The organism is Sphingomonas sp. P3_C6 (assembly GCF_056402595.1).
Genome location: NZ_JBFUHB010000006.1, coordinates 202,475 through 217,597, shown reverse-complemented (window position 1 = coordinate 217,597; position 15,123 = coordinate 202,475). Strand labels below are relative to the sequence as shown.

General features: G+C 66.5%; 12 protein-coding genes. 7 read left to right on the top strand and 5 right to left on the bottom strand.

The features are described 5' to 3' along the window. Positions 1-890: 890 nt before the first annotated feature. Positions 891-2,471: an ABC-F family ATP-binding cassette domain-containing protein gene (locus AC1DT7_RS09645; protein WP_478035720.1), complete on the top strand. Its 1,581-nt coding sequence runs from the start codon at positions 891-893 to the stop codon at positions 2,469-2,471. Between the two features lie 75 nt (positions 2,472-2,546). Here AC1DT7_RS09645 and AC1DT7_RS09640 read toward each other — a convergent pair whose 3' ends face one another. Continuing rightward, entirely contained in the window at positions 2,547-2,795 is a 249-nt protein-coding gene (locus tag AC1DT7_RS09640) for a hypothetical protein (RefSeq protein WP_478035719.1), read from the bottom strand. Positions 2,796-2,806: 11 nt separating this feature from the next. Further along, on the bottom strand, positions 2,807-3,841 hold the full coding sequence (locus tag AC1DT7_RS09635) for a glycerophosphodiester phosphodiesterase (protein WP_478035726.1): 1,035 nt from the start codon (positions 3,839-3,841) through the stop codon (positions 2,807-2,809). 126 nt (positions 3,842-3,967) lie between these two features. Here AC1DT7_RS09635 and AC1DT7_RS09630 point away from each other — a divergent pair, with 126 nt between their 5' ends. The 6 genes from AC1DT7_RS09630 to AC1DT7_RS09605 all read left to right on the top strand — a co-directional run bounded on the left by AC1DT7_RS09630 (position 3,968) and on the right by AC1DT7_RS09605 (position 11,609). Next, the gene (locus AC1DT7_RS09630; RefSeq protein ID WP_478035718.1) at positions 3,968-4,489 is read left to right on the top strand and encodes a 2Fe-2S iron-sulfur cluster-binding protein; all 522 of its coding nucleotides are present in this window, start codon (positions 3,968-3,970) and stop codon (positions 4,487-4,489) included. Continuing rightward, complete coding sequence (locus AC1DT7_RS09625; RefSeq protein ID WP_478035717.1) at positions 4,486-5,454, top strand: FAD binding domain-containing protein; 969 nt, start codon at positions 4,486-4,488, stop codon at positions 5,452-5,454. Before AC1DT7_RS09630 ends, AC1DT7_RS09625 begins: the two co-directional genes overlap by 4 nt. After that, a complete protein-coding gene (locus AC1DT7_RS09620; protein WP_478035716.1) occupies positions 5,451-7,676 on the top strand; it encodes a xanthine dehydrogenase family protein molybdopterin-binding subunit in 2,226 nt (741 codons plus the stop codon). The genes AC1DT7_RS09625 and AC1DT7_RS09620 overlap by 4 nt, the downstream gene beginning before the upstream one ends. A 115-nt stretch (positions 7,677-7,791) precedes the next feature. Then, a complete protein-coding gene (locus AC1DT7_RS09615) occupies positions 7,792-9,996 on the top strand; it encodes a molybdopterin cofactor-binding domain-containing protein (protein WP_478035715.1) in 2,205 nt (734 codons plus the stop codon). A 102-nt stretch (positions 9,997-10,098) separates the two neighbouring features. After that, complete coding sequence (locus AC1DT7_RS09610) at positions 10,099-11,034, top strand: XdhC family protein (protein ID WP_478035714.1); 936 nt, start codon at positions 10,099-10,101, stop codon at positions 11,032-11,034. Further along, positions 11,031-11,609: a nucleotidyltransferase family protein gene (locus AC1DT7_RS09605; RefSeq protein WP_478035713.1), complete on the top strand. Its 579-nt coding sequence runs from the start codon at positions 11,031-11,033 to the stop codon at positions 11,607-11,609. Before AC1DT7_RS09610 ends, AC1DT7_RS09605 begins: the two co-directional genes overlap by 4 nt. A 32-nt stretch (positions 11,610-11,641) precedes the next feature. Here AC1DT7_RS09605 and AC1DT7_RS09600 read toward each other — a convergent pair whose 3' ends face one another. The 3 genes from AC1DT7_RS09600 to AC1DT7_RS09590 form a co-directional block, all read right to left on the bottom strand. Continuing rightward, on the bottom strand, positions 11,642-12,850 hold the full coding sequence (locus AC1DT7_RS09600; RefSeq protein ID WP_478035712.1) for an ABC transporter permease: 1,209 nt from the start codon (positions 12,848-12,850) through the stop codon (positions 11,642-11,644). A gap of 136 nt (positions 12,851-12,986) precedes the next feature. After that, positions 12,987-13,742 (bottom strand): ABC transporter ATP-binding protein, encoded by a 756-nt coding sequence (locus tag AC1DT7_RS09595; protein ID WP_478035711.1) that lies wholly within the window; start codon positions 13,740-13,742, stop codon positions 12,987-12,989. Continuing rightward, on the bottom strand, positions 13,717-15,123 hold the full coding sequence (locus tag AC1DT7_RS09590) for an efflux RND transporter periplasmic adaptor subunit (RefSeq protein ID WP_478035710.1): 1,407 nt from the start codon (positions 15,121-15,123) through the stop codon (positions 13,717-13,719). Before AC1DT7_RS09590 ends, AC1DT7_RS09595 begins: the two co-directional genes overlap by 26 nt.

Here is a 15,123-nt window from a genome sequence, read left to right as displayed (position 1 = left end):
GCGAACCGCCCGACGTCGCGGATGTAGTTGCGCTGCGTCTCGCGGCCGAACCGGCGTATATCCATCTCGTCGATGAGACGCTGGCGTAGCGGGCTGACGGCAATAATCGGGACAAGGCTGTTCATGGCAGGGCTCCTCTCGTGGAACCCCGATGCTCTGCCTGCCTCCCGCAGCGCTCAACCGGCGCGCAACGCTCGTTCGTTCACCTCAACCGCGCCGCACTAACCCTCCCGCGCAGCGGGTTCGTGCATCCACCGGTCGTGCCCATCGGCGCCACCAAACGAACGGCGCCTCTCGGATCGTTGTGCGGCAGCTTAACGACCGAGATGGGTCGCGTTTCTGCCGGAATTGCTCGGCAGCGCGAGTATCCGGGATCGGCGCGCCGGCACCGAAAAGTTCATCGGCCGGTTCGAGCATGTACTTACTTTTTTCCCGGCGGAGGCTGGGGCCAGTTGGGGGACGTTGGTAAACTGGCGTCGCGCTTCGCAACGACAGCCTTCTCACCTGGGCCCAGTTTCGGGTCGAACATGCCCCGCATGTTCAAGGATCGTCCGGGGGACGATCCGACCCGAAACTCCTCGCCGGGGAATAGGTACATGTCGGAAGGGTATGATTGCCGACCTGTTCCGGGGTCCATCGTGCAGCACAGGCCGCAGCTTTTGTGGCTCGATGGATGCCGGAACAAGTCCGGCATGACGGAAGTGTGCGCTTCGGGCCGGGTGACTCAAACCCCAGCGCGCCGGTTCGGCACCACTGCCGCCTTGAACGATCATATCGGTATGCTAGAATCAGCCCATCAGGCCGCTGACACCGGCCCTCCGACCGGATGTGCAGCATGACCTTTTCCCCGACCGCAACGCCAGTTCGCCTTGCCTTCGGGGACATCCATCATGCCTGCCATTTCCGTTTCCCATCTCTCCTGGTCGACGCCTGACGACCGTCCGATACTGACCGATCTCGACCTGAGCTTCGGCGCCGAGCGCGCGGGGCTGGTCGGGCGCAATGGCGTGGGGAAATCCACGCTGCTGAGGCTGATCGCCGGGCAATTGCCGGTCCAGTCGGGCCGCATTTCCGTCAACGGCACGATCGGCGTGCTGCGCCAGACCGTTCAACTCGACCCCGACGAAACCGTCGCCGATCTGTTCGGGGCGACCGATGCGATCGCCCTGTTGCGCCGTGCCGAACAGGGTGTCGCCGGCATCGAGGAGCTTGGCGAGGCCGACTGGACGATCGAGGAGAGGATCGCCTCGGCGCTCGGGCGGGTCGGGCTCGAGGCCGGGCCGGACACGCTGCTGACTACGCTGTCCGGCGGGCAGCGCACGCGGGCGAGCCTGGCGGGTGTTATATTCGCGGAGCCCGATTTCCTGCTGCTCGACGAGCCGACCAACAATCTCGACCGGGCCGGGCGCGATGCGGTGATGGCGCTGCTCGCCGGGTGGCGGGCCGGCGCGATCGTGGTCAGCCATGACCGCGCGCTGCTCGACAGGATGGATGCGATCGTCGAGATGACCGGCCTTGGCGCGACGCGTTATGGCGGCAACTGGACCCGCTATCGCGAGCGCAAGGCGATCGAGCTCGCGGCGGCGGAGCGCGACCTGGCCGAGGCCGAGCGCCATGTCGCCGAGGTCGCGCGGGCCACGCAGGAGACGGCCGAGCGCAAGGCGCGCAAGGACGGCGCGGGCAAGCGCAAGGGCGCGAAGGGCGACATGCCGCGCATCCTGATCGGCGCGCGCAAGGACCGGGCCGAGGACAGCGGCGGCGAGAACAGGCGCCTCGCCGAGCGGCAGCGGACCCAGGCGGCCGAGGCGGCGATGGCCGCGCGCGACCGGGTCGAAGTGCTTCAGCCCTTTTCGGTCACGATCGCGCCGAGCGGGCTGGCGGCGAACCGGACGGTGCTGGAGATGGACGGCGTGACCGCGGGCTATGCGCCGGGTGTGCCGGTGCTGCGCGATCTGTCACTGACGATCAGCGGGCCGGAGCGGATCGCGGTGACCGGACCGAACGGGTCGGGCAAGACGACCCTGCTGGGGCTGATCACCGGCACGCTGACACCGTGGAGCGGCACGGTGCGGGTGCCGGTCGATGTCGCGATGCTCGACCAGCGGGTGAGCCTGCTCGATCCCGACCGTTCGATCCGCGACAATTATGCGCGGATCAACGGGACGACCGACGAGAATGCGTGCCGCGCCGCGCTGGCCCGCTTCATGTTCCGGGCCGATGCCGCGTTGCAGATCGTGTCGACCCTGAGCGGCGGGCAGATGCTGCGCGCCGGGCTTGCCTGTGTGCTGGGCGGGACGAGGCCGCCGTCGCTGCTGATCCTGGACGAGCCGACCAATCATCTCGATATCGAGTCGATCGAGGCGGTCGAGGCCGGGTTGCGTGCCTATGACGGGGCGCTGCTGGTGGTGAGCCATGATGCGCCGTTCCTGGAGGCGATCGGCATCACGCGGCAGGTGGCGTTGGTGGTCTAGCGCACGCTGGTCTTGAGGCCCCCCTCCGTTCGGGCTGAGCCTGTCATCACCTTTTCACCCGGCCGGCCTGAGCGCTCAATAGTCGTTGCGCCGTTCCCGCTCGCGCTCGCGCTGGGCCTTGCGCTCTTCCCGCGCGCGCTTCTCGTCTTCCTTGCGCAGCTTGCGGCCGGCATTGCGGTCGGCCTCGGACTGGCTGGTCGTCGCCCAGTCGGCGGTCTTGCTGACGACCTTGACCGGCGCCGTCACGACGCTGGCGACGGTCCGGACGCACCCGCCGGCGAGCAGCGGGAGCAGCGCGGCCATGGGGAGGAGATAATGGCGCATGGTCACTTCTTTCACTTGGGGGCCGTCATCCTGACCCGGGCATCGCGCGCTTCTACGCCGATATAGGCGAAGTCGGTGAAGAAACCGTCGATACCAAGTGCAAGATATCGCTGGATTTCGTCCGAAAGACGGCCGTGACCGCGCGGATTTATGCCGACCCGGGTGGAGGGCGACAGGAAGAAATTCTCGGCACGGAAGGTCCAGGGATGGACACGCAGGCCGGCCGCATGGGCATCGGCGACGAGGGTCGATGGCGCGGCGTCGCCCTTGATGAGCATGTCCTTGTTGGGGCCGATGCCATAGGCATAGGCGGCGACCGCCTTCAGCCCTTCGGGCGTCGCCATTTCGGCATAGCTGGGGGCGGCGCCGTCGGCGGGCGCGCCGCTGGAATCCATCAGCTGGATCAGACGGATCCGGGTCAGCTTGTGCAGCGCCTTGAGGTTGTTCACCTCAAACGACTGGATGAACACCGGTGCGCTCGCGTCCGTCCAGCCGGCCGCCTTCAGCTGGGCGACCAGCCGCTCATCGGTGGGCAGGCCGATCGAGGCGAAATAGGTCGGGTGCTTCGTCTCGGGATAGATGCCGACGACACGGCCGCCGACCGAATGCTTCTTCGCCAGCACGATGATCTCGGCAAAGGTCGGCACCTCGAACTGGCCGTCATATTTGGCGTTGTCGGGGCGTAGCATCGGCAGCCGCTCTTTGGCGCGGAGCGTCTTCAGCTCGGCGAGGGTGAAATCCTCGGTGAACCAGCCGACATGCTTTTCGCCGTCGATCGTCTTCGTCGCCTTGCGTGCTGCGAATTCGGGATGCTTCGCGACATCGGTCGTCTCCGTGATGTCGTTTTCGTGCCGGGCGACCAGCACGCCGTCCTTTGTCGGCACCAGATCCGGCTCGATGAAATCGGCGCCCTGCTCGATCGCGAGTTCATAGGCCGCGATGGTATGCTCCGGGCGCATGCCGCTGACGCCACGATGGGCGATGACGATAGGCTTTGATGCAGGAACCACCGGCGTGGTTTGCCCGATCGCGGCCGCGGGCGCCAGCGCGAGAAGGCAAAGGACGAAATTTCGCGTGCGCAACGACTGACGAAAAAGTTTCACTATGCTATCCATTACCGGAAACGATCCTTCCCAAACGCGTTACCCCAGTCAGCCAGGAGGGGCGACCCCATGCACTTCACTATCAACGGCGAGACCTTCGAGGCCGAGCCCGATATCCGGACATCCCTGCTCGATCTGCTGCGCGAGCATCTTAGCCTGACCGGCACCAAGAAGGGGTGCGACCATGGCCAGTGCGGCGCGTGCACCGTCCTGGTGAACGGGCGACGGATCAATTCATGCCTGACGCTGGCGGTGATGCATCAGGATGATGACATTCTGACGATCGAAGGCCTGCGCAGCGCGGACAATCTTCATCCGCTGCAGGCGGCGTTCGTGAAGCATGACGGGTTCCAGTGCGGTTATTGCACGCCGGGACAGATCTGCTCGGCGGTCGGCATGCTCGATGAGGTGGCGAAGGGATGGCCGAGCCATGTCAGCGGGTCGCTGGAGGATATCGAGCTGACCGACACCGAGATATCGGAGCGGATGAGCGGCAATCTCTGCCGGTGCTCGGCCTATCCGAATATCGTGGACGCCATTCATGAAGTTGCCGGGCTTGCGCCCGCTGGTCGCGAGGTCGCCTCCTCATGAAGACGTTCGACTACGCAAAAGCGGACAGTCCCGAAGCTGCAGTGGCGGCGGGCGGGCGCTTCATCGCTGGCGGGACCAACCTGCTCGACCTGATGAAACTGCAGATCGAGACACCGGAGAAGCTGGTCGATATCAGCCGGCTCGATCTTGCCAGGATCGAGGAGCGCGAAGACGGGGGGCTGACGATCGGCGCGCTGGTGCCGAACAGCGATCTCGCCGCCGATCCGCGCATCATCAAGGGCTATCCGGTGCTGAGCCGGGCGCTGCTCGCGGGCGCCTCGGGGCAGTTGCGCAACAAGGCCTCGACCGGGGGCAATCTGCTCCAGCGGACGCGGTGCTATTATTTCTACGACACCGCCATGCCGTGCAACAAACGCGCGCCGGGATCGGGCTGTGCGGCGATCGGCGGGTTCAACCGCATCCTCGCCATCCTCGGCACCAGCGAGCAGTGCATCGCGACTCATCCGAGCGACATGGCGGTGGCGATGCGCGCGCTCGATGCCGTCATCGTCACGCTCCAGCCGGGCGGCGACCGGCGGCGGATCGCGATCCATGATTTCTACCGCCTGCCGGGCGACACGCCGCATATCGAAACGATACTCGAGGCAGGCGAGCTGATCACGCATATCGAGCTGCCCCCGCCGCCCGCGGGCACGCAGCTCTATCGCAAGGTGCGCGACCGGGCTTCCTATGCGTTTGCGCTGGTGTCGGTGGCCGGGATCGTCTCGGTCGAGGATGGGAAGATCGCGTCCGCGGCCCTCGCCTTTGGCGGCCTCGGGCCGATGCCGTGGCGTGATTCCGCGGTGGAGGCCGCGCTGATTGGCCAGGCGCCGTCGACCGCGGCGTTCGAGGCGGCAGCGGATGCCTTGCTGGCCGAGGCGAAGGGTTTCGGCTCGAACGACTTCAAGATCCCCCTCACCCGCCGCACGCTGATCGCCTGCCTGCGCGATCTGACGGCGCAATGAGCCGCAGGGCCAATGCCCTGAAGATGGACCGGCCGGTTCCGGTGAGCCTGCTCGATCACGGCGCACAGGGCCTGATCGGCGAAGGGATCGACCGCACGGAGGGGAAACTCAAGGTCTCGGGCACGGCGACCTATTCGGCCGAATATCGCTTCGACCGGCTGGCCTATGGCTATCTGGTCGGCGCCCCCTTTGCGCGCGGCACGGTGACCGGCATCGACGATGGCGCGGCGCGGGCGATGCCGGGGGTGATCGACGTTGTCACCGATTTCGACCGCTTCCTGCGCAACCCGCAGCAAGCGGGCAATCCCAAGGCGCCGACCCAGGGCGTGCGCGACGTCCGCTATGCCGGGGAGATCGTCGCGATCGTGGTCGCCGAAAGCTTCGAGCAGGCGCGCGACGCCGCCCAAGCCTTGCAGATCGAGCATGAGCCGGTCGAGGGGCGATTCGATTTCCACCGGTTGCGTGGCGAGGCGGAAAAGCCGGGGGATCGGCTGGTGCCCGCCCATTTCGAACAGGGCGATGTCGATGCGGCGATGCGCAAGGCCGCCTTTTCGGTCGACCGTATCTGGACCACCCCGAGCCAGAGCAGCGCGGCGATGGAGCCGCATGTGTCGATCGCCTCATGGGATGACGACAGGCTGACGGTCTTTGGCTCCTATCAGGTGGTCGCGCACAACCGGCTGCAGCTGGCCGATGCACTTGGGCTGAAGCCGGACCAGGTGCGGCTTGTGTCGCGCTATGTCGGCGGCGGGTTCGGGTCGAAACTTGGCCTCGCGCCCGAGGCGGTTGCCGCAGCCATCGCGTCGAGGGCGGTCGGCAGGCCGGTCAAGGCGGTGATGAGCCGCCCGCAGGTGTTCGAGACGACGATCCGGCGCTCGCAGACGGAGCAGCGGCTCCGGCTCGGCGCGGACGAGGATGGCGTGCTGACCGCGATCGGCCATGAGACGATCTGCAGCAATCTGCCTGACGAGCCCTATTTCGAGCCAGCCGGGGTGGCGACGCATTTCCTCTATGGCGGGGCGAACCGTCGGATCACGCACGACGTGGTCCGGCTGGACCAGCTTCTTTCCGGATCGATGCGCGCGCCCGGTGAAGGCAGCGGGATGCTCGCGCTGGAAACGGCGATGGACGAGCTGGCCGAAGCGGTTGGCCTGGATCCGGTCGAGCTGCGCAAGCGCAACGATCCCGACAAGGACCCCGAATCAGGTGTTCCCTATTCGACCCGGCAGTTGAGCCGGTGCCTCGACGAAGGCGCCGCCCGGTTCGGGTGGGACAGGCGCAATGCGACGCCGGGCACACGGCGGGAGGGCGAGTGGCTGATCGGCATGGGCGTGGCCGCCGCAGCGCGGAGCAATCTGTTGCGTCCCTCGGCGGCGCGTGTGGCGATCACGCCCGAGGGCAATGCCGTGGTCGAGACCGACATGACCGATATCGGCACCGGCAGCTACACCATCCTCGGCCAGATCGCGGGCGAGATGCTCGGGCTGCCGGCCGACCGGGTCGAGGTAAGGCTTGGCGACAGCGACTTTCCGCCTGCCGCGGGCTCGGGTGGCTCCTACGGCGCGACATCGAGCGGCTCATCGGTCTATCTCGCCTGCGAGGCGCTGCGCGAGCGGCTGGCCGAGGCAATGGATTGCCCGACCGAGGCGCTGACCCTGAAGGACGGGTTCGCCGTCGCGGAGAATCGCCGGGTGTCGATCGGGTCGCTGGTCGGTGACGGGATCGAGGCGACCGGGGAAATCTCTCCCGGGGCGCAGGCGAAGGAGACGCGGCAGGCCGCCTATGGCGCGCATTTCTGCGAGGCTGCGGTCAATGTCGTGACGGGCGAGGTGCGGGTGCGGCGGATGCTCGGCATGTTCGCCGCGGGGCGGATTCTCAACGCCAAGACCGCGCGCAGCCAGGCGATCGGCGGCATGATCTTCGGCATCGGCGCCGCGCTGACCGAGGACCTGATCCACGACCCGCGCAACGGCAAGATCGTCAACCGCGACCTCGCCGAATATCATGTGCCGGCACATGCCGATGTGCCGCATATCGACGTGACGTTCCTGACCGAGCGGGATGTTCACTCCAATCCGCTCCACGCCAAGGGGATCGGCGAGCTGGGCATCTGCGGTGCGGGTGCTGCGGTAGCGAATGCGATCTACAATGCGTGTGGCGTGCGCGTGCGGGATTTTCCCATCACGCTCGACAAGCTGCTGGCGGGGTTGCCGGATTTATGAGCTCTGTTCCCGTTCGTGCGGAGCTTGTCGAAGCACTGCCCTCTCCCTTGGCCAGAAGGGAAGAACAGCCCTTCGACAAGCTCAGGGCGAACGGAGTGAGAGTGCTGGAGTTACTATGACCAATTACAAGATGGACGCCGATCATCCCGGCCTCGCGCTCGATCGCGGGGTGCAGGATGTTCTGGGCAAGGGCGTGGACCGGATCGACGGCGTGCTCAAGGTCACCGGTGCGGCGACCTATGGCTATGAGCACTCGATCGACGATGTCGCCTATGGCTATCTGATCACGGCGCCCGCGGCGAAGGGCAAGGTCACCGGGTTCGATATCGAGGCGGCCCGAAGGGTGCCCGGCGTAATCGATGTCATCGTGGACGACCAGCGCGTGGCGCGACAGGCGGCGGGTTTCTCGCCGGCGCACGCCGGCAATGGCGAGATCGACCATTGGGATCAGGTACTCGGCGCCGCGATCGCCACCAGCTTCGAGGCGGCACGCGAAGCAGCGCGCGCGGTGCGTATGACGATCGAGGCGGAAGAAGGCCGGTTCGACACCATGGCGGGTGTCGCCGACGCGAGCGGGCCACCCAAGGATTCGCGCCTGCAGGACATGGCGATCGGCGATATCGATGCGGCGATGGCCGGCGCCGCGGCGAGCATCGACCAAGTCTATGATACGCCAAACCAGGTCCATGCCGCGATGGAACCGCATGCGTCCATCGCGGTATGGGAGGGCGAGAAGCTCACTCTCTATTCGAGCCTGCAGATCCTCAACGCCGCAAAACAGATCCTTGCCGGGGCGCTGGGCATGAAGGCGGAGAATGTCCGGATCGTCTCGCCCTATATTGGTGGCGGTTTCGGCGGGAAGATGCTCGGTCCCGAGGCGGTGATGGCTGCCATCGCCGCGCAACGCATCGGCCGTCCGGTCAAGATCGCGATGGCGCGGACGCAGCTGTTCCACAATGTCTATCGCCGCACCGATACGCACCAGCGGATCAGGCTGGCCGCCGACGAAGACGGGAAGCTCACCGCGATCGGCCATGACAGCGTGGTGAGCCAGGGGCCGGACGGTGGTTTCATGGAGCCGGTCGCGCTCGGCACCATCCCGCTCTACGCGGCGCCCGTCCGCCATTTTAGCCACAAGGTGGTGACGCTCGACATGGTCCAGGCGGGCGCGGTGCGGGCGCCGGGCGAGGCGGTCGGCATGCTCGCGCTGGAGAGCGCGATGGACGAGCTGGCCGAACAGCTCGGCCGCGACCCGGTCGATTTCCGCAAGCTCAACGAGCCCGAGACCGACCCCACCACGGGCCAGCCCTTCTCCACGCGCAGGCTGGTCGAATGCCTCGACCGCGGAGCGGAGATGTTCGGCTGGGCGCGGCGCGACCCGACGCCCGGATCGGTCCGCGATGGCGAATGGCTGATCGGCATGGGCATGGCAGCGGCGGTGCGGATCAACCTGCTGGTCGATTCCGAGGCACGCGTGACGCTTGGCACCAATGGCCGCGCCACGATCGAGACCGACATGACCGATATCGGCACCGGCACCTACACCATCCTGGCGCAGATCGCCGGGGAATCGCTGGGGTTGCCGATCCGCTGCATCGACGTGAAGCTGGGCGATACCGATCTGCCGCCCGGCGCCGGATCCGGCGGATCGTTCGGCGCGGCGAGCGCCGGGTCGTCGGTCGCGCTGGCGTGCGAGGATCTTGTCGCCGAACTGGCGAAGCGCATGGAGACCACGCCCGAGAACATGACGCTGAAGGATGGGCACGCCATCGCCGGCAACCGCCGCGTCGCGCTGGACGCGCTGGTCGGCAACGCGCCGATCGTCGCGACGGGCAAGATCAGCCAGGGCAAGAACGCTCGCAACTATAGCCAGGCGGCGCACGGCGCGCAGTTCGCCGAGGTCGCGGTAAACGCCGTGACGGGCGCGGTGCGGGTACGGCGCATGCTCGGCGTGTTCGAGGCGGGGCGGATCCTCAACGCGAAGACGGCGCGCAGCCAGGCAATCGGCGGGATGATCTGGGGCATCGGCTATGCGCTGATGGAAGGTGCCGAGCTGGATCCGCGATACGGTCAGTTCGTGAACCATGATCTCGGCGAATATCATGTGCCGGTGCATGCCGACGTGCCGCATCTCGACGTGCACTTCATCGAAGATCTGGACCATCACGCCAACCCGATCGGGGCGAAGGGCCTGGGCGAGTTGACAATCTCCGGCGCCGGGGCGGCGGTGACCAATGCGATCTACAATGCCTGCGGGGTGAGGGTGCGGGCATTTCCGATGACCCTGGACAAGGTGCTGGCCGGGTTGCCGCCGGTATGATGACACCGATCCCTTCTCCGATCGCTTCGCGCGACCTTGAGAAGCCTTGCCTTCACTACGGTGCCTCGACGTCGCTCGACACGAACGGATTTGGAATGCCCTATGGCCGATAACGACACCGTCCTCGCCGCAGCCGCCGCCTGGAAGGGCGCGCCGATGGCGATCGCCACGGTCGTCTCGACCTGGGGCTCCGCGCCGCGCCCGCGCGGCAGCCATATGCTGGTTCATGCCGATGGCCGGTTCGAAGGCTCGGTCTCGGGCGGCTGCGTGGAGGGCGACATACTGGCCACCGCCGCCGAGGTGATCGGAGGGGCACCGTTCCAGGTTAAGAAATACGGGGTGGCCGATGCCGCCGCCTGGGAAGTCGGCCTTCCTTGCGGCGGCGAGATCGCGGTGATGGTGCAGCCGGTTTCTGCCGAAGGCTTCGATCCCGAGCTGTTCGACCGGATCGCCGCGGCGCGTGACGCGGGCAAGGCGCTGACGATCGCGACCGACCTCGAGACCGGCCACAGCGATGCACGGCCGCTGGAGACGGGATCGGCTTTCCTCAATCGTTATGACCCGCCCCGGCGGCTGCTGATCATCGGTGCGGTGCAGATCGCGCAAGCGCTGGCCGGGCTGGCGCGAGAGCTTGGCATCGCCACGGTGGTGATCGACCCCCGCGCGCGCTTCCTGACCGAGGAGCGTTTCCCCGGCGTGACGCTTGACGATCGCTGGCCAGACGAAGCGGTCGCCGCTTATGCGCCCGGGCCTTCCACGGCGGTGGTGACGCTGAGCCACGACACCAAGATCGACGACCCCGCCCTGATCGCCGCCCTCGCCGCTCCGACCGCCTATGTCGGTGCGCTCGGTTCCCGCCGCAGCCACGCCGCGCGACGGGAACGCCTTGCCGCGCAAGGGATTGGGCAACAGGATCTCGATCGCATAGATGGCCCTGTCGGGATCGACATCGGCGCGATCGGGCCAGCCGAGATCGCGCTGTCGATCGCGGCGGCGATGGTGGGTGCCTTTAATTCACGGGACGACAAGACTGCATGATCCATGTCGAGAAGACCGTATTGATCCTGCTTGCCGCGGGGCGTTCCGAGCGTTTCGGCGATCTGGACAAGCTTGAACAGCCGTTTCTCGGTCATCCGCTCGCGATGCATGTCGTGACAGCGCTGGAGGACGTTCCCTTCCAGTCGCGCATCGTGGTCAAGAACGGCACCGACCTGGATTTCGCGAGCCGCGGATACAAGGTCATCCATAATGACGAGCCGATGGTCGGCATGTCGCGCTCAGTAAAGCTGGGTGTGCAATCGGCGCGCGACAGCGGCGCGGAGGCGGTCATGATCGCACTTGCCGACATGCCGCGCGTAACGGCATCGCATGTCTATCACCTGATCGAGGCGGTGGACGCCCGCCATTCGGTGGCCGCGTCGAGTGACGGGGTGCGCCCCTGCCCTCCTGCCGTGTTCGGCGCGGACCGGTTCGAGTTTTTGCTGGCGCTCGAGGGCGATGCCGGCGCGCGCGACCTGGTGCGGGCGGGGCGGCATGTCGTGACCTCGCCGGCAGAGTTGATCGATATCGATACCCCGGAGGATCTGGAAAGGCTCAGGGCGCTAGCTTTCTAAAGCCCCTCCCCTTCCGGGGAGAGGCTTTTTGGTCACTCGTGCCGCAGGGCGTCGATCGGGTTCAGCGAGGCAGCGCGCCTTGCAGGGAAATAGCCGAACACCACGCCGATCACTGCCGACACCCCGAACGCGATCAGGTTGATCTGCGGGACGAACAGCCAGGGCAGGCCACCCAAGGACGATAGCGCGAAGACGGCGATCTGCGCGATCAGCAGGCCGATGATACCGCCGAGCATCGACAGCGCCACCGCTTCGACAAGGAACTGGGTCAGCACCTCGCGCGCCACCGCACCGATTGCTAGGCGGATACCGATCTCTCGCGTCCGCTCGGTCACCGAGACCAGCATGATGTTCATGATCCCGATACCACCGACCAGCAGCGAAATGGCGGCCACTGCCGTCACGATCTGCGTCAGCAGCGTCGTGGTGCCCGTGAGTGTGTCGGATATCTGCTTGGTGTCGAAGATGTTGAAATCGTCGGTCTTGCTACCGGTAATGTTACGGCGCTCACGCAGCAGGTCCTCGATCCCGGACTGCACCGTCGCCGTCGAATAGGCCTGGTCGACGCCGACCAGGATCAGGCGCACGTCGGTGCTGCCGATGAAACGGCGCTGCACTGCCTTGATCGGCATGATCACCACATCGTCCTGATCGCCACCGAAACCAGCCTGACCGCGTGTCGAAAGAACGCCGATCACGTCGCAGGAAATGCCGCCGATGCGCAGCCGCGTGCCCACTGCCGCGCCGCCACGATAGAGATTCTGGCTGACGGTGCTGCCGATAATGCACACGGCCTTGCCAGCCTGTTCCTCGATTGGGGTGAAGACACGGCCAGCCGTCAACGGCCAGGGCTGGACGTCGAAATAGCCGGCGGTGGTGCCGTTGATCGTGGTCGACCAGTTGGCCCCTTCATAGATGGCGGTGGCGGTCGATTGCGCCTGCGGTGCGACCGCAGTGACTCCGGCGATCTGTTCCCTGATCGCCGTGACGTCCTCAGGCTTGAAATCGGGCGGACGCGGTCCGCCGCCGCCGCGTCCGAAACCCTGACCGGGACGGACCTGCAGGACGTTGGTGCCGAGCGCCGAAATCGATTTCTGCACGGCCGCCGTAGTCGCTTGGCCGAGCGTGACCATGGTCACGACCGCCGCGACGCCGATGATGATGCCCAGCGTCGTCAGGAACGACCGCAGCTTGTGACGGAGGATCGAGCGGATCGCGAGGAGGAAGGTCGTGCCGAGCATTATCCTTCTCCCCCTCCCGCTTGCGGGAGGGGGACGGGGGGTGGGCTCCCGGCTTCCAGGAACGGTACGTCTGGGCAGAGCGCGAGCCCACCCCCGACCCCTCCCGCAAGCGGGAGGGGGGAAGAAAGAAGATCGCTCACGACACCTTCTCCCCTTCGTGGTGGTTGGTGTCGATGCGCTCCACCAGCCCATCCTTGAAGTGGACGATGGTGCGCGCAAAGGCCGCCATTTCCGGTTCGTGAGTCACCATCAGCACCGTGATGCCGGCATCGCGGTTGAGGCCGCTGAGCAGTTCCATGATCTCGACCGAACGTTCCGAATCCAGATTGCCGGTCGGTTCGTCGGCGAGGAGCACGTCGGGTGAGGTGACGATCGCGCGGGCGATGGCAACACGCTGCTGTTGGCCGCCCGACAGTTCAGCCGGCGTATGATCCCACCATTTGGCGAGGCCGACCTTGTCGAGCGCGGCCATCGCCGCGTCGTGCCGCTCCTTTTTCGCATCCCCACGATAGAGCAGCGGCAGCTCCACATTCTCCAGCGCCGTGGTGCGCGCGAGAAGGTTGAAGCCCTGGAAAACGAAACCGAGATACCGACGCCGGAGCAAGGCGCGCTGGTCGCGATCCAGCCGCTCGATATGGTGGCCGCGAAACAGGAAGGTCCCGGAACTCGGCACGTCGAGACAGCCCAGAATGTTCATCGTGGTCGACTTGCCCGATCCGGAGGCCCCCATCACCGCGATGAAATCGCCCTGCTGGATGTCCAGGTCGACGCCTTTCAGCGCCTTGAACGCGGTTGCACCCTCACCATAGGTCTTGGTGATGTTGCGCAATCGGATGAGCGGCGCCGCGACATCCACCGCCGATGCCTTACTGGCCACCGGGCTGCCCACCACCTGCGCCGCCCGCACCGCCGGGCCTGCCCGACCGGCGGCGCTGGCCGCCACCGCTCGATGCGCTGTCGCCGCTGAGCTGCCCGGTGATGACCTGATCGCCAGGCTTCAACGAACCGCCGATCACTTCGGTCACCGAACCGTTGGTCACGCCAGTCGTGATCTCGACCGGTTTCGGCTGGCCGTCGTCACCCTTGATATAGACGGTCTGCTTTGCGCCTGCGCCCATCGTCGCGGTGCGCGGTGCGCCCCCACCACCGCCGCGGCGGCCGCCGCGCGGGACGAGTGCTCCGGCAATGCCGCCGCTCGGAGACGCGGAGGGCGCCGCGGCCGGTTTGAAGCGCAGTGCCGCATTGGGGACGAGCAGGACGTTGCTGCGGGCGTTGGTCACGATATCTGCCGTTGCGGTCATGCCCGGCCGCAACTGCTGGTCGGCATTGGCGACGCTGAGCGTGGCGCCATAGGACACGACCTGTGCGGTGGTGGTACTGGCAGTCGTCGTGGCCGTCTGCGCGCTCAGGTTCGACCCGAGATCGACGCGGGTGATGCCGGCCGGAAAGGTCTTGCCCGGAAAGGCGTCGACCGTGAACGTCGCCTGCTGGCCCTGCTTGACCGATCCGACATCGGCCTCGTCGATCGCGACCTCGAGCTTCATCGTCGACAGGTCCTGCGCGATGACGAACAGCGTAGGCGTATTGAACGACGCGGCGACGGTCTGGCCCTGATCGATCTGGCGGGCGAGCACCACGCCGGTCACCGGCGACCGGATCACCGTCTTGGTCAACTGGGTGGCGTTGGACGAGAGCGCAGCGCGGTTGGACACGACATTGGCCTGGGCGGCGCGCAGATTGGCGACGGCGCGATCACGATCGGCGATCGCCTGTTCCATCTCGGTCTTCGCGGGCACGCGGCCGCCCGAAAGCCGGCTGACCTCCTGCAGGCGCGAAAGCTGTGCGTTCGCCTGGGCAAGCGTCGCCTGGTTTTGCCCCACCGTGGCAACCGACGCATCCAGTGCCGCCTTGCTCTGGTTCACCGCATCCTGGAACCGCGAGGGATCGACCAGGGCGAGCGGCTGGCCGGCCACCACGCGATCATTCACCTCGGCGAGCACCTTGGTCACCAGGCCCGACAGTTCCGAGCCGACCTGGACCTGGTTGGTCGGGGCAAGCTTGCCGGTGGCCGAAACGGTGACGGACAGCGACCCGCGACGTACATCCTCGGTCGCGTACTTGCTCTCGGGGGCGCCGGCGAAATAGTTCTTCGCGACGAGCAGGAGCAGAACCACGCCGACAGCGATGGCCACCCATTTGAGGTAGCGCCGCCAAGCCGGGACGGGCTTTACGCCGAGAAATTCGTCGGTGTCGGTGCTGGTCGGATCGGCCAT